Annotated in this window: 21 protein-coding genes; 8 read left to right on the top strand and 13 right to left on the bottom strand. The window is 52.6% G+C overall.

Annotated elements, in window-relative coordinates; all coding sequences use genetic code 11:
• Window positions 1-44 precede the first annotated feature (44 nt).
• Window positions 45-1,007 carry a hydroxyacid dehydrogenase gene (locus ACSZPU_RS14700; protein WP_499000090.1) on the top strand — a complete coding sequence of 321 codons (963 nt, stop codon included), beginning with the start codon at window positions 45-47 and terminating at the stop codon, window positions 1,005-1,007.
• A gap of 294 nt (window positions 1,008-1,301) precedes the next feature.
• On the top strand, window positions 1,302-2,000 hold the full coding sequence (locus ACSZPU_RS14695; RefSeq protein ID WP_499000088.1) for an oligogalacturonate-specific porin KdgM family protein: 699 nt from the start codon (window positions 1,302-1,304) through the stop codon (window positions 1,998-2,000).
• A 40-nt stretch (window positions 2,001-2,040) separates the two neighbouring features.
• Here ACSZPU_RS14695 and ACSZPU_RS14690 read toward each other — a convergent pair whose 3' ends face one another.
• The 9 genes from ACSZPU_RS14690 to ACSZPU_RS14650 form a co-directional block, all read right to left on the bottom strand.
• Entirely contained in the window at window positions 2,041-3,546 is a 1,506-nt protein-coding gene (locus ACSZPU_RS14690) for a glycoside hydrolase family 43 protein (RefSeq protein ID WP_499000093.1), read from the bottom strand.
• A gap of 147 nt (window positions 3,547-3,693) precedes the next feature.
• Window positions 3,694-4,239, bottom strand: coding sequence for a P-loop nucleotide/nucleoside kinase family protein (locus tag ACSZPU_RS14685; protein ID WP_499000086.1), 546 nt, complete (start codon window positions 4,237-4,239; stop codon window positions 3,694-3,696).
• On the bottom strand, window positions 4,236-4,673 hold the full coding sequence (locus ACSZPU_RS14680; protein WP_499000084.1) for a PTS sugar transporter subunit IIA: 438 nt from the start codon (window positions 4,671-4,673) through the stop codon (window positions 4,236-4,238). The genes ACSZPU_RS14685 and ACSZPU_RS14680 overlap by 4 nt, the downstream gene beginning before the upstream one ends.
• 9 nt (window positions 4,674-4,682) lie before the next feature.
• Window positions 4,683-4,952 carry a hypothetical protein gene (locus ACSZPU_RS14675; protein ID WP_499000082.1) on the bottom strand — a complete coding sequence of 90 codons (270 nt, stop codon included), beginning with the start codon at window positions 4,950-4,952 and terminating at the stop codon, window positions 4,683-4,685.
• A 70-nt stretch (window positions 4,953-5,022) separates the two neighbouring features.
• Window positions 5,023-5,865 carry a class II fructose-bisphosphate aldolase gene (locus ACSZPU_RS14670; protein ID WP_499000080.1) on the bottom strand — a complete coding sequence of 281 codons (843 nt, stop codon included), beginning with the start codon at window positions 5,863-5,865 and terminating at the stop codon, window positions 5,023-5,025.
• Window positions 5,852-7,219 carry a PTS sugar transporter subunit IIC gene (locus tag ACSZPU_RS14665; RefSeq protein ID WP_499000077.1) on the bottom strand — a complete coding sequence of 456 codons (1,368 nt, stop codon included), beginning with the start codon at window positions 7,217-7,219 and terminating at the stop codon, window positions 5,852-5,854. The genes ACSZPU_RS14670 and ACSZPU_RS14665 overlap by 14 nt, the downstream gene beginning before the upstream one ends.
• On the bottom strand, window positions 7,212-7,526 hold the full coding sequence (locus tag ACSZPU_RS14660; protein WP_499000074.1) for a PTS sugar transporter subunit IIB: 315 nt from the start codon (window positions 7,524-7,526) through the stop codon (window positions 7,212-7,214). Before ACSZPU_RS14660 ends, ACSZPU_RS14665 begins: the two co-directional genes overlap by 8 nt.
• Window positions 7,527-7,536: 10 nt before the next feature.
• Window positions 7,537-8,517 (bottom strand): 6-phosphofructokinase, encoded by a 981-nt coding sequence (locus ACSZPU_RS14655; protein WP_499000071.1) that lies wholly within the window; start codon window positions 8,515-8,517, stop codon window positions 7,537-7,539.
• 415 nt (window positions 8,518-8,932) lie between these two features.
• On the bottom strand, window positions 8,933-9,145 hold the full coding sequence (locus ACSZPU_RS14650; protein ID WP_039077353.1) for a YdgH/BhsA/McbA-like domain containing protein: 213 nt from the start codon (window positions 9,143-9,145) through the stop codon (window positions 8,933-8,935).
• A 141-nt stretch (window positions 9,146-9,286) separates the two neighbouring features.
• Here ACSZPU_RS14650 and ACSZPU_RS14645 point away from each other — a divergent pair, with 141 nt between their 5' ends.
• Together ACSZPU_RS14645 and ACSZPU_RS14640 are read left to right on the top strand one after the other, a co-directional pair.
• Window positions 9,287-9,808, top strand: coding sequence for a Crp/Fnr family transcriptional regulator (locus tag ACSZPU_RS14645; RefSeq protein WP_499000068.1), 522 nt, complete (start codon window positions 9,287-9,289; stop codon window positions 9,806-9,808).
• 57 nt (window positions 9,809-9,865) lie between these two features.
• Window positions 9,866-10,369, top strand: coding sequence for a YgjV family protein (locus ACSZPU_RS14640; protein ID WP_499000065.1), 504 nt, complete (start codon window positions 9,866-9,868; stop codon window positions 10,367-10,369).
• A 49-nt stretch (window positions 10,370-10,418) separates the two neighbouring features.
• Here the strand turns inward: ACSZPU_RS14640 and ACSZPU_RS14635 are convergent, their stop codons facing one another.
• Together ACSZPU_RS14635 and fdhD are read right to left on the bottom strand one after the other, a co-directional pair.
• Window positions 10,419-10,631 (bottom strand): YdgH/BhsA/McbA-like domain containing protein, encoded by a 213-nt coding sequence (locus ACSZPU_RS14635; protein ID WP_039077357.1) that lies wholly within the window; start codon window positions 10,629-10,631, stop codon window positions 10,419-10,421.
• Between the two features lie 129 nt (window positions 10,632-10,760).
• Window positions 10,761-11,597: a formate dehydrogenase accessory sulfurtransferase FdhD gene (fdhD, locus tag ACSZPU_RS14630; RefSeq protein WP_499000062.1), complete on the bottom strand. Its 837-nt coding sequence runs from the start codon at window positions 11,595-11,597 to the stop codon at window positions 10,761-10,763.
• A gap of 158 nt (window positions 11,598-11,755) precedes the next feature.
• Between fdhD and fdnG the strand changes: the two genes are divergently transcribed.
• The 4 genes from fdnG to fdhE are packed head-to-tail and all read left to right on the top strand — an operon-like array spanning window position 11,756 to window position 17,279.
• Entirely contained in the window at window positions 11,756-14,806 is a 3,051-nt protein-coding gene (gene fdnG, locus ACSZPU_RS14625; protein ID WP_499000059.1) for a formate dehydrogenase-N subunit alpha, read from the top strand.
• Window positions 14,807-14,818: 12 nt separating this feature from the next.
• On the top strand, window positions 14,819-15,721 hold the full coding sequence (fdxH, locus tag ACSZPU_RS14620) for a formate dehydrogenase subunit beta (protein WP_499000057.1): 903 nt from the start codon (window positions 14,819-14,821) through the stop codon (window positions 15,719-15,721).
• Complete coding sequence (gene fdoI, locus ACSZPU_RS14615) at window positions 15,718-16,353, top strand: formate dehydrogenase cytochrome b556 subunit (protein WP_499000054.1); 636 nt, start codon at window positions 15,718-15,720, stop codon at window positions 16,351-16,353. The genes fdxH and fdoI overlap by 4 nt, the downstream gene beginning before the upstream one ends.
• Window positions 16,350-17,279, top strand: coding sequence for a formate dehydrogenase accessory protein FdhE (gene fdhE / locus ACSZPU_RS14610; RefSeq protein ID WP_499000051.1), 930 nt, complete (start codon window positions 16,350-16,352; stop codon window positions 17,277-17,279). The genes fdoI and fdhE overlap by 4 nt, the downstream gene beginning before the upstream one ends.
• 39 nt (window positions 17,280-17,318) lie before the next feature.
• On the opposite strand, the gene ACSZPU_RS14605 is transcribed toward fdhE, so the two are convergent.
• Together ACSZPU_RS14605 and ACSZPU_RS14600 are read right to left on the bottom strand one after the other, a co-directional pair.
• Entirely contained in the window at window positions 17,319-17,690 is a 372-nt protein-coding gene (locus ACSZPU_RS14605) for a type II toxin-antitoxin system VapC family toxin (protein WP_499000048.1), read from the bottom strand.
• A gap of 2 nt (window positions 17,691-17,692) precedes the next feature.
• Window positions 17,693-17,935 carry a ribbon-helix-helix domain-containing protein gene (locus tag ACSZPU_RS14600; RefSeq protein ID WP_499000092.1) on the bottom strand — a complete coding sequence of 81 codons (243 nt, stop codon included), beginning with the start codon at window positions 17,933-17,935 and terminating at the stop codon, window positions 17,693-17,695.
• Window positions 17,936-18,141: the final 206 nt, after the last annotated feature.

The following is an 18,141-nucleotide window of genomic DNA, read 5'->3' as shown; positions in this document are numbered from 1 at the left end:
TAGTCATGATAATAGGGCCTTCTGATTAGAAGGCCCTATTATCAATGATTTTTATCCTCGTGACGACACTATCTAACCAGCCAGAAAAATTTAATCAGGTTTTTTCCGCAGGACGCTTACAACAACTCTCCAGCTGGTGTCATTTTTACCCGCAGACCATCACCGAGCAAAATATTGCTGCACGGCTTCCAGAGCTTGCAAAAACGGAGGTGATATTTTCGAGCTGGGGTATGTTTCCCCTTAACGACTCACAGCTTGATGCCCTGCCAAATTTAAAAATTCTGTTTTATGCCGCCGGAAAAACGGATGCTTTCGCCAGTACGCTGATTAAACGCGGCATTATTGTCGTCAGTGCCTGGCGCGCCAACGCCGTACCGGTGGCGGAATATTGCCTCGCGCAGATCTTACTGGGCTGCAAAGGGTATTTTCGTAATCAGCGTGAATACCAGACACCCACAGATTTTACGCCGCTACACCACCATCACTCCGCGCCGGGTGTCTATGATGAGCGCGTCGCATTAATTGGTGCAGGCGCTATTTCACAGACGCTGGCCCAGCTTCTTCGCCCCTTTGCGCTGGAGGTAATCACGGTTCCTTCGCGCGCCGGGAAACGGACCTTAAGCCTGGAAGCCGCCTTTGAAACCGCGCTGGTGGTGAGTAACCATTTGCCCAATCGCGATGACAACCAACACATTCTCAACGGCGATTTATTTCGCCGCATGCGCCCCGGCGCGGTGTTTCTTAATACCGGCAGAGGGAGGCAGATTAACGAGGCACAGCTTACCACCGTCATGCAGCAACGCCCCGATCTGACCGCTTTACTGGATGTAACCTCCCCTGAGCCACCGGCTTTCAACTCACCGCTGTATCAGCTACCCAATATTTTACTCACCAGCCATATCGCCGGCGCGATGAATAATGAAACGCGCAGGCTTGGCGATCTTATTATCGCTGAATTTAAACGTTGGGTAGACAATGAACCGCTGCAGCATCAGGTGATATTTTAATTTCCGACACCCATAAAAGTAACCTTAATTTATGTGAACACGATCAAAGCTAGTGTTTAGCGATTTCCAACATTCTTTATTGTGTCTAATGCCAATGAAAACACCTAAATAAATCGTTGTAATTTCATAACTTTAATATTTGGCACGTGAGTTGCAATTATATTTTCAACCATCAACACAATAGAGGCACAGACAAATAATAACGAATCAAGCTGTACCAAAAATTTAAATTTAAAAATAACGCCACAAATACGCGTTAAAACCATGCGTGTTAATAAATAAATGGATAACCCCATGAAAAAATCAACTTATTTTACCATTGCCTTACCGCTGACCTTATTTACCATGAACGCTTTCTCCGCCGCCACCTGGGTAGATAATCGTTACGCGCACACTACTGCCTCTGAGAAAAATCAGTATAAAATTGGTGGAGGACATATTTTTGATAACGGTGCAGGTATTCTGGTATCAGCCATGTACGATTTAGGCCAAGATTTTAACCAGATGCGCAGCACCTTCCAGGAATATGAAGGGTGGTATCCTGTTCCATTGAGCGATAAATGGACGCTGACGCCGGGTGGGCTGTCCGATATCGACAGTAACGGCACGAAAATCGCCCCGTATTTAGGCCAGGATTATAAAGTCAGTAAAGTCTTCAGCATTGGCAGTCGCTATCGTTATAACCACATGACCCACAAAGAGCATGATTACAACGGCAACATGGACTACAACGATAGCCATCAGTTTGATCTGTTCTTCAACTACCAGGCAACGGATAAACTCTGGCTGCAGTTAAACCCGGAGTTTTTCGTCAACGCCAACGATTTTAACGCCTCAAACGGACAGAAAACCCACTGGGAACCGAGCATAGTGGCGCGCTACCGCCTGGATAAAAACTGGATGCCATATGCCGAAGTGGCCTGGCTGGACCAGGATCAGAACCATGACGACCAGGTGCGATTCCGTATTGGTATTCGCTACTACATCAACTAAACACGTTATCCGCCGGGGCAGGCAAGCTACCCCGGCTTTTTTATGCTTCGCGCACCACGACGTGCGAGAACAGCGCCATGCCCTGCGTCTCACTCTCCTGCCCACGGGCATAAAGGCCAAATCTGGCCCCGACCCATTTCCCTGCCCCCGCAGAAAAACCCGGGGTCACTTCCCGCCACGTGTCACTGGCAACGCGATAGCAAAAACGGCTGATCCCATCGTAATCAACATGGAATCCAAGTTCAGGGTTCTCTGACAAGTCATCGCAAATGGACAACACAGATTCGCTCACTTCGCCTCGATCGCTGTTCCAGCCGTGGCGTAACCGTAACTGCACACCAGAGGTTTCCCGCACCAGGCACAGCGCGGCAAAACGCTCGCCATAGATAATCAGGCCCGCTTCATCTCCCGGCTGGCTGAACTGGCTCGCCAGTGAAAGGGTGACCACAAAGCGTTCGGCGGGAAATTTTTGCAACAGCATCTGCGGCAAGGTGTAGAGGCTACCGTTATGGGGTGCACAGCGCAGCGCTAATCCTGCCGAACCTGTCCCCATCCAATGCGCCTGTGGGTTAGCCTGCCACTGCCATTGCAGGCCTGGCTTACCTTCAGGGAAGTTGTCGCTGGTTTGTGGTGAACAGGGCATTGCCGGTAAGGAAGGCCGGGGATGACGGATAACGGGCTGTCCTTTGCCCGCATTGCCCAGCGGTTCACCAATGGCGGGCCAGCCATCTTCCTGCCAGCACAGGGGCTGCAAATGCACAACCCGGCCATAGACGCCTTTGTCCTGAAAATGGAAAAACCAGTGTTCCCCGTTCTCCAGCGCCACCCATGCCCCCTGGTGTGGACCATTCACCGCCGTATCGCCCTGATGCAACACATCCCGGGGCTGCCACGGCCCCGAAAGCTGTGTGGCGCGTAATACCGTTTGCCAGCCGCGCTTAACGCCGCCCGCGGGCGCAAAAATCCAGTACTCATTGGCATGTTTATAGAGCTTTGGCCCCTCCAGCGTCGGGTGTGAGGGCGTGCCATCGAAAATAATCCGTCCGTCATCAAGCAGACGGGAAGCATCCGGCGCCATCTCAATCAGTTGCAACTTATTTTTAATGCCGCTGCGGCTATACGCAAAAGCATGCACCAGCCACGCCCTTCCGTCGTCGTCCCAGAACGGGCAGGGATCAATCCAGCCAGGCGCTTTTTTCAGGCAGCGCGGCGCGCTCCATTCGCCAAGCGGGTCACGGGTATGGGTAACAAAAATACCGTCATCCGGCAGGCTGTAGAAAATCCAGAACTGCCCATCGTGATAGCGAATTGACGGTGCCCAGACGCCCTTCCCGTGCTGAACAGCATCATATTCCGGTGACGGGAGCCGCTTAACGGCATGGTTAACGATGCGCCAGTGAACCAGATCACGCGAGTGGAGTAGCGGTAAGGCGGGCAGTTGATTAAAGCAGGATGAAACCATCCAGAAATCATTTCCCACCCGAATAACATCAGGATCGGCGTAATCGGCGTGAAGAACAGGGTTTTGATAGTGTGACAGCATGATGTGGCTCCTTTTTATCTGTCGAAGCCGATGCAATAATCACGCCACCGATTTTTTATGTTTAATTTCAATGCATTAAAAACGGAAAAGACACAAAAAAAGCGCCAGATGGCGCTCTTTCGACAGTTGCGGTTGTTTCAACCTTTTCCTTCAGGCTCCCAGATGCGCCTCCATCCAGCTAAACAGGCGGGTGTAGCCTTCTTCACTTCCCTGTTCAAAGGGAAACACCGGGCCGAGCGCCATCGGTTCGGCGTTGGCAGCCAGCACCGCCAGCTCCGGCAGATACTCTTCGCCAGGATGGCCAACCCGCCGCTCACCAAGGCGCCGGGCATAACGGGCGACGGCGACATCAGGAGCGACCGCGTTCCAGACTTCAAGAATCCGCGTCACCCCGGCCTTCTCCAGGTACTCAACCAGCTTCTCCTTTGGCTGAAAACCAAACCAGGCGTCGACGATAAACGGGCAGCCTGCTGGCGCATGGCGAATGATCGACCAGATAACATCATAGGCCGCGCAGCCCAGCTTGCGGTTAAACGCCCGGTCGATTTCGCTAAACTGCGCCATAAACGGCTCTTTAATGCCGTCGATGGTCAGAATGGGCAGTGAAAACCGTTCCGACAGCTGACGCGTCACCGTGGTTTTGCCGGATGCCGGTACACCGTTGACCAGCACGACCGTTTTCATTTGCGTAGTCATAACAGCGCCACCACCTCCTCCCTTGTCCGTGCCACCCGCAGTGCCGCCATCGTTTCATCGTTGTCCAGCAGATGTACGATGGCGCGGATCCCTTCTTCAATATGCGCATTGCTGTTGCGTGCCCCGAACATAATGACAATGTCCGCCGCCTCACTTTCACCAAAGCGTATCGGTTCCTGTAACAACACCAGGCTAAAGCAATCCCGCTTCACGCCACACTCCGGGCGCGCATGCGGCATGGCGACGCCCTCATCAAACACATAATAGGCACCATGTTCCAGCGTACTGTCGATCACCGCTTCGCCATAGCGGGCCTCCAGATAGCCCCCGTCAATCAGGGGCCGGGCGGCCAGCCGAATCACCTGCCGCCAGTCCTTTTCCGTTACGCCAACCTGAATCGCATCCGCTTCGATGAGAAGATCTTTAATCGTCATCCGTTCTCCCTAAATATTACGCCGAATAATATTGCGCAATTCGTCGATACGAATAAAGAGAGAATCCACTTCATGGCGATGCTGTTTACTTTTAGCAAAGACATTTAATGCCCGGTTATACAGCAACATTAATTGTTTTTGCACATCGCTATTTCGCGGATCCTCCACCAGATTACCTTCCAGTTTCTTAATATCGACAGCCAGCAATTCAGCCTGCCTGTCATATTCTTCCACCGCCGTATCGTCTTTTTTCCACAACGACTTCAATGATTCAAACATGACTCACTCCCGCCCCGACGTGTGCCGGAGCACCAGGGTTATGGAATAAAATTAACGTGGTAATGCAGGATTATTTAAATAAATTCATTTTCTCGACCAGCACCTGAGTGACGGCATCGTTGGCAGGGATCAGGAATTTACGCACGCTGTCATTCACCTTCCCTTTTTCAAAGGTCGATTTGCACTGACCAACCCACTGCACATTCATCTCGGTGCCGACGTTTACTTTATTGATACCTTCGGTCACGGCTTTACGCATATCCTCATCGCTCACGCCGGTTCCGCCATGCAGCACCAGCGGCGTACCGGTGGCGGCGCTGATCTCCTGCAGACGCTGATGCTGAATCTGCGCCTTGCCGGTATAGAGCCCGTGTACCGTACCGACCGACACCGCCAACATGTCCACGTGAGTTTCTTCGACAAAACGCGCCGCGTCCTCCACGGTAGTAAAGCAAATGTCCTCTTCAGCCACGGCTTTTCCGTCTTCCGAACCGCCAATTGCGCCTAATTCAGCTTCAACCGAAATACCGCGCGGACGCGCCATCTCCACCACAATGCGGGTATTGGCAATATTCTCATCAATATCCAGATGCGAACCGTCGTACATAATTGAACTGAATCCGGCATCGATTGCAGTCTGAATCGCATTAATATCCGAGCAGTGATCCAGATGCAAACAGGTGGGCACATTTTCGCTTGCCGATAATGAGCGCACGGAATCCACCAATAATTGATAGCCCAGATATTGCGCTGTCCCGGTGGATATCTGAATCATTAACGGGCTGTTAGTTTGTTTTGCCGCTTTAAAAAAGGCCGGCAGCATTTCCAGGCAATGTAAATTAAAGGAACCGACCGCTTTAAAATGACGTTCTTTGGCAATCTCTAACAGCGCAGTGAAATTATGCAGACTCATGGACTTTCTCCCCTTTAGGTTTAGCTGACTTGCCATTAACGAACCAGGCAAGGAACGCGACAAAGACAATAAACAGAGCGACAAACAGCCAGTTATTCTGGAAGGCATGACCCAGAACCAGGCCAGAGCTGATGACATCGGAGTCACTGAACGTCACCCCGGTAAAGCCGTAACTTTCCAGCATCGGCACCAGGATGGCCGGCAGGAAGGTAATAAAGAGACCGTGGACAACGCCGCCGATAACCGCACCACGACGCCCGCCCAATGCGTTACCAAAAACACCCGCCGTGCCACCCGCGAAGAAGTTGGTCAGCAGGCCAGGCAGGATCATCGCCAGACCAAACATCGGGAAGACCAGCATGCCGATAATCGAACCGACAGTAGTGGCCAGGAAGCCGACAATGACCGCGTTCGGGGCGTAGGGGAACAGGACCGGACAATCGAGCGCTGGTTTGGCGTCCGGGACGATGCGCATGGCGATACCCCGAAAAGCAGGCACCAGTTCGTTCAACAACAGACGGACGCCGCTATAAAGGACGAACACCCCGGCCACAAACTGGATGGATTGCATAAAGGCGTACATCAGGAAGTTCACGCCATGGGAGAACTGACCGATGTATTCCGGACCTGCCGCCACCGCCGGGATCAGGTACATCGGCACCATCACCACCGCCATGGCAAGATAGGTATCCTGCAGGAATTTAAAGTTATCCGGCAGTTGCAGGTCTTCCGTGGAGCGGGAGCCCTTGCCGACCACTTTCGCCACCGCCGCCTGTACCAGATAGCCGATGGTGCAGAAGTGCCCCAACGCCACGTCATCAGAACCGGTAATGCGTCTGACCACCGGTTGCGCCAGCGCCGGCATCAGTACCGCCATCGCACCGCCAAAAATACCGCCCGTGAGGATCAGCGGCAGCCCGGTCAGGCCCGCTTTGTAACCAATAACCGCCCCGATGGTCGCCATCCACAGCAATGCCTGGCCCGTCAGGAAGATGTATTTCAGCGGCGTCAGGCGGGCAATAATGATGTTGACCGCGAAAATCACCATCAGCGTCAACGCCACTTCGGAACCCAGTTCGCGGTTCGCCAGCCCGGCGATGGCCGCTACGTCGGTGATATAACCTTTCATCCCGAAACCGTGGGTGAAGATATCGTTCAGGAAAGTCAGGGTAGCGACGATGATATTGATCCCCGCCATCATGATTAAAAAGCCGAGCAGCGTTTTAAAGGTGCCTTCGGCAATTTTTCCCGGTGATTTCTTTTGTAAGATCAAACCGAGCATGGCAATAAAGGCGATTAATATCGATGCCTGCCCGAGTAAATCTTTGACGATAAACTCAACAAAGCTATTCATGGTCAGCTACCTTCATGTTATGCAATTTTAAGAACGCGATAATTTTTTGTTCGATCTCTTCTTTATCGGTTAATTTATTAAGCACGACGACACGTCTGATTTCTTCTTCACTGGCATCCGCCGTTAAAATGTCGGCAAATACTTTTTGTGTCAAAATCATATCGGATTTAAATGCACCGGCTTCTGAAACTGTGGTGTGTTCAACTTTTGCCGGAATTTCTAATTTTTTCAGCACCGCTTTCGCGCTCATTTCGATCGCAAAGCTGGAGCCGAGGCCGCAGCCACATACGCAAAGAACTTTAAGCATGTAAATCTCCTCAAATAATATTGAGTTGTTTGGCCAGTTTGTAGGGATGTCCTTCTGTGTCTACCAGACGTTTTTTCATACTAATAAGATCAATTGGAATAGGTTTATTACTGGAATTGATAATAATGGCTTTATTCTTCATGCCAGATTGAATACAACGTACCACTTCACTGGCCATAATGGTGCCCTGATAAATCTCTTCACAGGTGGGATCACCGTTACGTAAACCATAGCCAATAATCGTTTTACGAATACGCACGCCAATCCGCGGTTCAAGCTGCTTCATCATGGTGTCGATAGCGCCCTGAAAACCGGGCGTATACTCTCTGGTGTAACCTTCGGAGCACAGGATCACCACGCTGTTCTGGCTGGCAAGGCGGTTTTTAATGCGTTGAGATAACTCATCAATTGGGATCTGGCATTCCGGAATAAGGGCAATATCCGCATTGCTTTTGATCGCCGATTGCAGCGTCAACTCGCCACAGTAGCCTCCCAGCACTTCCACCATAAATACGCGGCCAGGTAACGCCCGACCAGTATTTCGCAGGCGGGAAACCTCCTTGATAATTTGTTCGCAGGCGGTAGAAAAACCAATTGAATAATCACTGCCATACACATCATTATCAATCGTCATACCGACGCCAAAACAATTAATATCAAACTCACTGAGCGTATTTAAAAATTGCAGCGATCCGTCACCACCCGCCATAACGAGCACATCAATTCGCAACGATTTTAATTTCTTCGCAATCGCTTCGTATTCACTGCGCACTAATTTACGGGTTGTGCGACCAGACGTAATAACAGGGATAGAGGAAATGGAAAAATCCACTAAATCCCGCCAGTCAATTTCATTGTGTTTCTTTTCAAGTAAACCAGGTATCCCTCCATTGAACAGGGTAATTTCTGCCTGTGCCAGTCTCGCAATCTGAAAAATAAAATTATTTATTCCCGATACATCACCACCGCTAATGACTACACCGATTTTCATCGCGAATTCCCTACTGGCTGCCTGTGCGAATATTTTTCCCTGACTTCAAGGGTCATATTTGCAATGAAAGTCACATTTTATGGATAATTCTCTTACCACCAACCATTGACACCAATGTTAAACACTCATTATTTGTGATAACAATCACATAAACGCAGTGAGATTCAACTCACAGTATTTTTAATAATTCCTTTTCAATCATTGAGTTATAAAAACATGAAATTGGGGATGTTACGGGGAAATAAAATCGCCGTTAAGGCTTTTAGACGGATAGTAATTTTGTGATTGTAGCCGCATTTTTTAGCGTAAAAGAGGCATACGGGAAGAGATATTCAGAAGCGGGAGAGCGAAAACCGGGGAGAAAAGAACCTGTCCCCGCTCCGAAGAGTCAGGGACAGCGGCAGTGCGGGAAAACTTATTTGGTCAGTTCAGCAGTCATATGAACCTGGTTACCGCTGAAAGCTTCGGTAATCTGGTATGAAGACGCGCCAGCCTGCTGTGCCTGAGCGGCAATTTTCGCTTCTGCACCGGACAGAGTAGAGTCAGTTGCGGTGACGGTCTGAGCAGCGAATGAACCGAAAGAAGAAGCCAGAGCGATAACTGCGACAAAAGTTTTGATGCTTTTCATGATATATACCCTTCTGTATGTTTGTTTATATAAGGCGTTGTGCCTCGATGAAATGAATAATAGTCCTTAACCCCATCAACAAACAGCGGAATGATTTGCATTTATCTTTCAAATTATTTGAATCATAAAAGAGGGTGAAAAATGACCCCAGACTGGCTCACCGCCTTGCAGCAATTCGGACGCACGCGCAGCGTGTCGGCGATGGATATTCTACAACGTCAGGGGGAGCCACAGCACACCATGTTTTGGTTGCAGGAGGGGACGGCACGCGCGGTGTATCACTCGGCACAGGGCCACGAACGAGTGAAAGAGTTCTATTTCGCCGGGGAGTGCTGTTTTCTCTACCTGAGCTGGCTCACCGGTTCGCTGGCGGATTACAGCCTGCAAATGCTAACCCCAGGCAGGCTTTGCGAAATCCCGCTACGCCTGCTCGATAAACCCGAACACCTCGCCGCGCGACTGGCGCTGCTCAGCCAGCAGGTGGTTTACAAAGAGAAGAAAGAGCAGATGTTTTTGCTCAATAACCCCGAACAGCGCTGGCAATACGTGCAGGCCAATTTCCCGGACTGGGAACAGCAGCTCACGCAAAAAGATCTTGCCAGCTACATTGGTATCTCCCCGGTGAGTCTGTCGCGGATTCGCGGGCGGCTTAACAAAGGTTAACGACCCACACTCCTGCCCGAATTATTCTGCGCCACTCTTTTGCTGCAGGACGATGCGATGACCCCATTTTTCCTCTCACAAATTCTGGCGGGCCTGTCGTTTGGCCTGGATTTGCTGGCCTTTCAGTTTGTCCGTCGCCAGCGTTCTCTGTTGACGCTCGCCTGTTCGACCTGTCTGCTGGCACTACATTTCTGGCTGCTCGGTGAAGTCAGCGCCTGTGGACTGATGGCGCTGGCAGCCTGCCGATATCTTCTGGCAACCGTTACCACGAGCCAGCGAGTGAAAGGGAGATTTCTTTGTGCGTCGCTGCTGTGCAGCGTACTGACCTGGCAGCATCCAACGGATATCTTCCCGCTGGCGGGCAGTTTGCTTATGACGGTTGCCGCATTTCATTCAACGGCTGTGGGGTTACGGCTGATCACGCTGAACGGCAGCCTGTGCTGGCTTATCAATAATATTCTGGCGGGTTCGCCGATGGCGATACTGATGGAGAGTGTGTTTATGCTGAGTACACTGGCGTCGTACTGGCGGCTAAAGCGAGGAGCGGCAACGGCCGGGTAATTCAGAAACGAAAAAAGCGCCCGCAGGCGCTCTTTCGACAGTGTTACGCTTATTTGGTCAGTTCTGCGGTCATATGCACGCGGTCACCGGTGAAGGCTTCGGTGATGTGATAAGAAGAGGCACCGGCCTGCTGAGCCTGAGCAGCGATTTTCGCTTCTGCACCGTCCATTGTGGAGGAGGTTGCGGTCACTGTCTGTGCAGCGAATGAACCGAAAGAAGAAGCCAGAGCGATAACTGCGACAAAAGTTTTGATGCTTTTCATGATATAAACCCTTCTGAATGTTTGTTGATATGAGGCGCTGTGTCTCGATGAAGTAAATACTAGACCTGAACTTCATCAACAAAAAGCGGAAGAATTTGTCATCAATATTCAAAAAAACTGATTTAAATCTTAACCCGAGATCAAACGCTGTGGATGGGCATAAATCGTGGCCCTGCTCGGCTTGCAAAAGCCCACCAGCGTCAGGTTACAGCGCTCGGCAACCTCAACGGCCAGCGTAGTCGCAGCGGAAACGGCAAACAGAATTTCCACGCCGCACATGGCTGATTTCTGCACCATCTCATAGCTCGCACGGCTGGAGACCAGCGCAGCACCCGTCTGCCAGGACGCCCCTTCATGGGCGCGATGACCCAGCAGCTTATCCAGCGCCACGTGACGACCCACATCCTCATGCCCTCCCGCCAGTTGCCCGGAAGGCAACATCCACGCGGCCGCGTGGGTACATCCCGTTAATTTGCCAATCGGCTGGAAATCCGTGAGATGCGTCAGGGCCTGGTCGAGGTTTGCCAGATCAAAGGTCTGCGTAAACGGCAGCGGCGCGACAGGCTTGCCGATATCGTTCAGTTGCTCAACACCGCACACGCCGCACCCCGTACGCCCGGCCAGCGCGCGACGTCGCTCTTTCAGCCCCATAAACCGACGGCTGGAAAGCTCAATCTGCACTTCCAGACCATTGCAGGACGGCACAACCTCCATGCCATAAATATCCTGGCGAGTTTCTATAATCCCTTCGGATAAGGAAAAACCGACGGCAAACCACTCCAGGTCTTTGGGTGAAGCCATCATCACAACATGGGAAATACCGTTATAAACCAGTGCAATGGGGACTTCCTCCGCCAACACATCGTTGCGGGGATGTTGCAGATCGTCCCGTTTCCAAAGTGAAATCTGTCGGGAACCTGCGATTAGGTCAGCATTTTCGGGTGGTGTTGTATGGGTTTTGTTCACGTTGTTTTAACCGAATTGGAACAGACTTACCTACAATATGATATTCTGAAGATATACCCCTTTTGGGCCAGGGGATAAGCATCAATTTTGTACCTTTGCGGCGACGACCGCAAAGCAAATAAAAAACCTCGTGACAATGTCGAAACAAGGAGCAAACCATGCAGGTCAGCAGAAGGCAGTTCTTTAAGATCTGCGCTGGCGGTATGGCAGGTACAACTGCAGCGGCACTGGGCTTTGCGCCTGGTGTGGCGCTGGCGGAGACGCGGCAATACAAATTGCTGCGCACCCGTGAAACACGAAACACCTGCACATACTGTTCTGTCGGCTGTGGGCTATTAATGTATAGCCTCGGCGACGGCGCGAAAAACGCCAAAGCCTCTATCTTCCATATCGAAGGCGACCCGGACCATCCGGTAAACCGTGGTGCACTCTGTCCGAAAGGCGCAGGTCTGGTGGATTTCATCCATTCAGAAAGCCGCCTGAAATACCCGGAATACCGCGCACCAGGCTCCGACAAATGGCAACAAATCACCTGGGATGACGCGTTTGATCGCATCGCGAAACTGATCAAACAAGACCGTGATGCGAACTACATCGCGCAAAATGCCGAAGGCACCACCGTTAACCGCTGGCTGTCCACCGGTATGCTGTGCGCCTCCGCCTCCAGTAACGAAACCGGTTATCTGACCCAGAAATTTACCCGCGCCCTCGGCATGCTTGCCGTGGATAACCAGGCGCGTGTCTGACACGGACCAACGGTAGCAAGTCTTGCTCCAACGTTTGGTCGCGGTGCGATGACCAACCACTGGGTAGATATGAAAAACGCCAACCTCATCGTCGTGATGGGTGGGAATGCTGCTGAAGCGCATCCGGTGGGATTCCGCTGGGCGATGGAAGCAAAAATCCATAATGGCGCCAAATTAATCGTTATCGATCCTCGCTTTACGCGAACCGCTTCGGTCGCGGATTTTTACACGCCCATTCGTTCCGGGACGGATATCGCCTTCCTCTCCGGCGTTCTGCTGTACCTGCTGACGAATGAAAAATACAACCGCGAATACACCGAGGCCTACACCAACGCCAGCCTGATCGTGCGTGAGGATTTCGGCTTCGAAGATGGCCTGTTTACCGGCTATGACGCGGACAAACGTAAATACGACAAAACCAGCTGGAACTATGAAATGGACGAGCAGGGTTTCGCCAAACGCGATACCACGCTTACCCATCCACGCTGCGTATGGAATTTACTGAAACAACACGTTTCGCGCTATACGCCGGAAGTGGTGGAAAACATCTGCGGTACGCCGAAAGCCGACTTCCTGAAAGTCTGCGAGTACATCGCCGAAACCAGCGCCCACGACAAAACGGCCTCGTTCCTGTACGCGCTGGGCTGGACACAGCACTCCATCGGCGCGCAGAACATTCGCACCATGGCGATGATCCAGTTGCTGCTTGGCAACATGGGGATGGCAGGCGGCGGCGTGAACGCCCTGCGTGGTCACTCCAATATTCAGGGGCTGACCGACTTAGGCTTGCTGTCGCAAAGCCTGCCGGGTTACATGACCCTGCCAAGCGAGAAACAGGCGGATCTGCAAACCTACCTGACAGCCAACACACCTAAACCGTTGGTGCAGGGCCAGGTGAACTACTGGGGCAACTACCCGAAATTCTTCGTCTCGATGATGAAAGCCTTCTATGGCGACAAAGCGACGAAGGACAACAGCTGGGGCTTCGACTGGTTGCCGAAATGGGACAAGGGTTATGACGTTCTGCAGTATTTCGACATGATGTTTAAAGGTCAGGTGAACGGTTATCTCTGCCAGGGCTTTAACCCGGTGGCGTCGTTCCCGAACAAAAACAAGGTCGTTGCGGCGCTGTCGAAACTGAAATTCCTGGTGACCATCGACCCGCTCAACACGGAAACTTCCACCTTCTGGCAGAACCACGGTGAGTCGAACGATGTCGATTCATCGAAAATCCAGACTGAGGTGTTCCGCCTGCCCTGCACCTGCTTTGCCGAAGAGAACGGCTCCATCGTGAACTCCGGCCGCTGGCTGCAATGGCACTGGAAAGGCGCAGACGCGCCGGGTGAAGCGGTCACCGATGGCGAAATTCTGGCGGGCATCTTCCTGCGCCTGCGCAAAATGTACGCCGAAGAAGGCGGTGCCAACCCGGAACAGGTGCTGAACATGACCTGGAACTACTCCACGCCACATGAACCGGCTTCGGAAGAAGTGGCAATGGAAAGTAACGGGAAAGCGCTGGCGGATGTTATCGATCCGATCACCAATACCGTGCTGGTGAAAAAAGGTCAGCAGCTAAGTTCCTTCGCCCAGTTGCGTGATGACGGTACCACGTCCAGCGGATGCTGGATCTTCGCCGGTAGCTGGACGCCGGACGGCAACCAGATGGCGCGTCGTGATAACGCCGATCCGTCAGGCCTTGGGAATACGCTCGGCTGGGCATGGGCATGGCCGTTGAACCGCCGCATCCTGTATAACCGCGCCTCGGCGGACCCGCAGGGTAAACCCTGGGATCCGAATCGCCAGCTCCTGAAATGGGACGGGGCGAAATGGGGTGGTGTGGATATCCCGGATTACAGCACTGCCGCACCGGGCAGCGATGTGGGGCCGTTTATCATGCAGCCGGAAGGGATGGGACGTCTGTTTGCTACCGATAAGATGGCAGAAGGGCCGTTCCCGGAACATTACGAGCCGTTTGAAACGCCGCTGGGTACCAACCCGCTACACCCGAATGTTGTCTTTAACCCTGCAGCACGTGTCTTCAAAGACGACATGGCGCAGATGGGCAAAGCGGACAAGTTCCCGTATGTCGGCACCACTTACCGCCTGACCGAACACTTCCACTACTGGACCAAGCACGCGTTGCTCAACGCCATCGCGCAGCCGGAGCAGTTTGTGGAAATCGGCGAAAAGCTGGCGGGCAAGCTGGGCATCATTCAGGGCGATACGGTGAAAGTCTCCTCCAACCGCGGCTATATCAAAGCCAAAGCGGTGGTGACGAAGCGTATACGTACACTGAACGTGCACGGCCAGGATGTGGATACCATCGGCATTCCTATTCACTGGGGCTATGAAGGCGTGGCGAAGAAAGGCTTTATCGCTAACACCCTCACCCCGTTTGTCGGTGACGCAAACACCCAGACGCCGGAGTTTAAGGCGTTCCTGGTGAATGTCGAAAAGGTGTAAGGGAGACGACTTATGGCTTATCAATCGCAAGACATTATCCGTCGTTCCGCCACTAACGGTTTTACCCCCGCGCCCCAGGCGCGGAACCATCAGGAAGAAGTGGCGAAGCTTATCGACGTCACCACCTGTATTGGGTGTAAAGCCTGTCAGGTAGCCTGCTCGGAGTGGAACGATATTCGTGATGAAGTGGGACACAACGTCGGGGTTTACGATAACCCGGCGGATCTGACCGCTAAGTCATGGACAGTCATGCGTTTTTCCGAAGTGGAGCAGAACGACAGGCTGGAATGGCTGATCCGCAAAGACGGCTGTATGCACTGCGCCGATCCGGGCTGTCTGAAGGCATGCCCGTCAGAAGGGGCTATCATTCAGTATGCTAACGGGATTGTCGACTTCCAGTCTGAACAGTGTATCGGCTGCGGTTACTGCATTGCCGGCTGCCCTTTCAACGTGCCGCGCCTGAACCCGGAAGACAATCGCGTCTACAAATGTACGCTATGCGTAGACCGCGTTACCGTCGGCCAGGAACCGGCCTGCGTGAAAACGTGCCCGACCGGCGCTATCCACTTTGGCAGCAAAGAGGATATGAAAACGCTGGCTGGCGAACGCGTGGCGGAGCTGAAAACCCGTGGTTATGACAATGCGGGCCTGTACGATCCGGCCGGTGTTGGCGGAACCCACGTGATGTACGTGCTGCACCATGCCGACAAGCCGACGCTGTATCACGGCCTGCCGGAAAACCCGGAAATCAATGCCACCGTGAAGTTCTGGAAAGGGATCTGGAAGCCGCTGGCCGCAGTGGGTTTTGCCGCGACATTTGCCGCCAGTATCTTCCACTACGTCGGGGTCGGTCCGAACCGCGCAGAGGAAGAAGACGACAACCTGCATGAAGAAAAAGACGAGGTGCGCAAATGAAAAAACGTGACACCATCGTGCGCTACACGGCGCCGGAACGCATCAACCACTGGGTCACCGCCTTCTGCTTCGTGCTGGCGGCGGTGAGCGGACTGGGATTCTTCTTCCCGTCCTTCAACTGGCTGATGCATATTCTGGGTACGCCGCAGTTAGCGCGTATTCTACACCCGTTTGTTGGGGTGGTGATGTTCGCGTCGTTCATCATCATGTTCTTCCGCTACTGGCATCACAACCTAATCAATCGGGATGATATCTTTTGGGCGAAGAATATTCGTAAGATCGTCGTCAACGAGGAAGTGGGCGATACCGGACGCTATAACTTCGGCCAGAAATGCGTGTTCTGGGCGGCGATTCTCTTCCTGGTGTTGTTGCTGGTTAGCGGCATCATCATGTGGCGCCCGTACTTTGCACCCGTTTTCTCTATCCCGGTCATTCGAATTGCGATTATGGTTCATTCGTTTGCCGCAGTAGCATTAATTGTGGTTATTATGGTGCATATCTACGCCGCACTATGGGTGAAGGGCACGATAACCGCCATGGTGGAAGGCTGGGTCACCAGCACGTGGGCGAAGAAACATCACCCGCGCTGGTACCGTGAAGTCCGCCAGAAAGAGGAAAAAACGACGGAATGAGTATTCGCATAATCCCGCAAGACGAGCTGGAGAAGAGCGAGAAACGCACGGCGGAAGTGATTCCGCCGTTATTATTCCCCAGACTGAAAAATCTCTATAACCGCCGGGCAGAGCGCCTGCGCGAGTTAGCAGAGCACAATCCGCTGGGCGATTACCTGCGTTTTGCCGCACTGATCGCCCATGCCCAGGAAGTGGTGCTGTACGACCATCCGCTGGAGATCGATCTGACAGCGCGTATCAAACAGGCCGCCGCCGAGGGCAAACCGCCGCTGGATATTCACGTCCTGCCGCGTGACAAGCACTGGCGCAGGCTGCTGCATTCACTCATTGCCGAGCTCAAGCCTGAGATGAGTGGACCCGCGCTGGCGGTGATTGAAAACCTGGAAAAATCCTCCGAACAGGAGCTCGAGCAGATGGCCAGCGCGCTGTTTGCCTCTGATTTTGGTGCTGTCAGCAGCGATAAAGCGCCGTTCATTTGGGCTGCGCTGTCGCTCTACTGGGCGCAAATGGCCAGCCTGATCCCCGGTAAAGCCCGTGCGGAATATGGCGAACAACGTCAGTTCTGCCCGGTATGTGGATCGATGCCGGTTTCCAGCATGGTGCATATCGGCACAACCCAGGGGCTGCGTTATCTGCACTGTAATCTGTGTGAAACTGAGTGGCACGTGGTACGCGTCAAATGCAGCAACTGCGAGCAGACTCGCGACTTACATTACTGGTCGCTGGATAACGAGCAGGCACCTATCAAAGCCGAAAGCTGTGGCGATTGCGGCACCTACCTGAAGATTCTGTATCAGGAAAAAGATCCGAACGTGGAGCCTGTTGCCGATGATTTAGCCTCACTGGTACTCGATGCCCGTATGGAACAAGAAGGGTTCGCCCGCAGTTCTATCAATCCATTCCTCTTCCCGGGCGAGGGGGAGTAAGCGCCATTATCTGTACCGGGTTGCACATGCTGCACCCGGCTACAGTTGATAGGGAGTGATCACACCCGGTAGACCGGCAAAATCTTTAGTATTTCGCGTCACCAGCTCACGACGATGTATCTGCGCTGTCGCCAAAATAATGGCGTCCGGCAGCTTCATACCGTATTCCTGACGAAGATTAACGCTCCGCTCTGCAATCTCGGGAGAAACACCAATCACTTCAAAAGCATTTAGCGCAATGCGCGTACGATGCTCCTGATGGTATTTCTTCGCGCCAGCCATCACCTCCATCCAGGTAATCATGCTGATGGCATGCTGAGGAGGCCAGGCTTCCAGCGCCTCTTTCGCTTCGCGGCGACCACTGAACAAATCAATGAGAATATTGGTATCAAAAAGTACGGCGCCTTTCATGGTTACCATTCTCCGCGAATCGTCCTTTGATACTCAACGCCATCTTCCTCGCAGCCCTGCCAGAGACCGAGCGCACTGGCAATTGTCGCTTCTGAATGGCTTTGGCGTTCCAGATACTGCTCCACGGCTTCCCGTAACAGCTCCGCACGGGGAAGATTACGCTGTTGCTTAAGGTCGTCGAGGCGTTTGATCACCTCGTCTGATAGGTCGAGTAATATTCTGCCCATATCCATCCCTGCAATCATGCTCATATATACCTCCAGTATATCATTTATGGTCACTTGTCGAACAAAATACAGTGTTCCTGAGCGTTAATACAGGCGTCTTTCTGCCTGCATTTCAGATTTGCGAGACGCTTTCCAGTTTGTGCCATCCCCTAGATAGTGTCGTCACAAGATTTTAGCCCAGAGAGCGATGCATCTGATCTGGACGGCAGCGAGAAATGAGGCCG

Source organism: Phytobacter sp. V69, assembly GCF_965644215.1.
Classification (GTDB): domain Bacteria; phylum Pseudomonadota; class Gammaproteobacteria; order Enterobacterales; family Enterobacteriaceae; genus Phytobacter.
This window is presented reverse-complemented; position numbering and strand designations above follow the sequence as displayed.

Excerpts from the sequence above, each read along its gene's own strand:
- ACSZPU_RS14605 (WP_499000048.1), bottom strand. The coding sequence starts at position 17,690 with ATGAAAGGCGCCGTACTTTTTGATACCAATATTCTCATTGATTTGTTC.
- fdoI (WP_499000054.1), top strand. The coding sequence starts at position 15,718 with ATGAAAAAACGTGACACCATCGTGCGCTACACGGCGCCGGAACGCATC.
- ACSZPU_RS14670 (WP_499000080.1), bottom strand. The coding sequence starts at position 5,865 with ATGAGTCTGCATAATTTCACTGCGCTGTTAGAGATTGCCAAAGAACGT.
- ACSZPU_RS14635 (WP_039077357.1), bottom strand. The coding sequence starts at position 10,631 with ATGAAAAGCATCAAAACTTTTGTCGCAGTTATCGCTCTGGCTTCTTCT.
- ACSZPU_RS14655 (WP_499000071.1), bottom strand. The coding sequence starts at position 8,517 with ATGAAAATCGGTGTAGTCATTAGCGGTGGTGATGTATCGGGAATAAAT.
- ACSZPU_RS14650 (WP_039077353.1), bottom strand. The coding sequence starts at position 9,145 with ATGAAAAGCATCAAAACTTTTGTCGCAGTTATCGCTCTGGCTTCTTCT.
- fdhE (WP_499000051.1), top strand. The coding sequence starts at position 16,350 with ATGAGTATTCGCATAATCCCGCAAGACGAGCTGGAGAAGAGCGAGAAA.
- ACSZPU_RS14660 (WP_499000074.1), bottom strand. The coding sequence starts at position 7,526 with ATGCTTAAAGTTCTTTGCGTATGTGGCTGCGGCCTCGGCTCCAGCTTT.
- ACSZPU_RS14665 (WP_499000077.1), bottom strand. The coding sequence starts at position 7,219 with ATGAATAGCTTTGTTGAGTTTATCGTCAAAGATTTACTCGGGCAGGCA.
- fdxH (WP_499000057.1), top strand. The coding sequence starts at position 14,819 with ATGGCTTATCAATCGCAAGACATTATCCGTCGTTCCGCCACTAACGGT.
- ACSZPU_RS14685 (WP_499000086.1), bottom strand. The coding sequence starts at position 4,239 with ATGACTACGCAAATGAAAACGGTCGTGCTGGTCAACGGTGTACCGGCA.
- ACSZPU_RS14640 (WP_499000065.1), top strand. The coding sequence starts at position 9,866 with ATGACCCCATTTTTCCTCTCACAAATTCTGGCGGGCCTGTCGTTTGGC.
- ACSZPU_RS14675 (WP_499000082.1), bottom strand. The coding sequence starts at position 4,952 with ATGTTTGAATCATTGAAGTCGTTGTGGAAAAAAGACGATACGGCGGTG.
- ACSZPU_RS14695 (WP_499000088.1), top strand. The coding sequence starts at position 1,302 with ATGAAAAAATCAACTTATTTTACCATTGCCTTACCGCTGACCTTATTT.
- ACSZPU_RS14600 (WP_499000092.1), bottom strand. The coding sequence starts at position 17,935 with ATGATTGCAGGGATGGATATGGGCAGAATATTACTCGACCTATCAGAC.
- ACSZPU_RS14680 (WP_499000084.1), bottom strand. The coding sequence starts at position 4,673 with ATGACGATTAAAGATCTTCTCATCGAAGCGGATGCGATTCAGGTTGGC.
- ACSZPU_RS14700 (WP_499000090.1), top strand. The coding sequence starts at position 45 with ATGATTTTTATCCTCGTGACGACACTATCTAACCAGCCAGAAAAATTT.
- ACSZPU_RS14645 (WP_499000068.1), top strand. The coding sequence starts at position 9,287 with ATGACCCCAGACTGGCTCACCGCCTTGCAGCAATTCGGACGCACGCGC.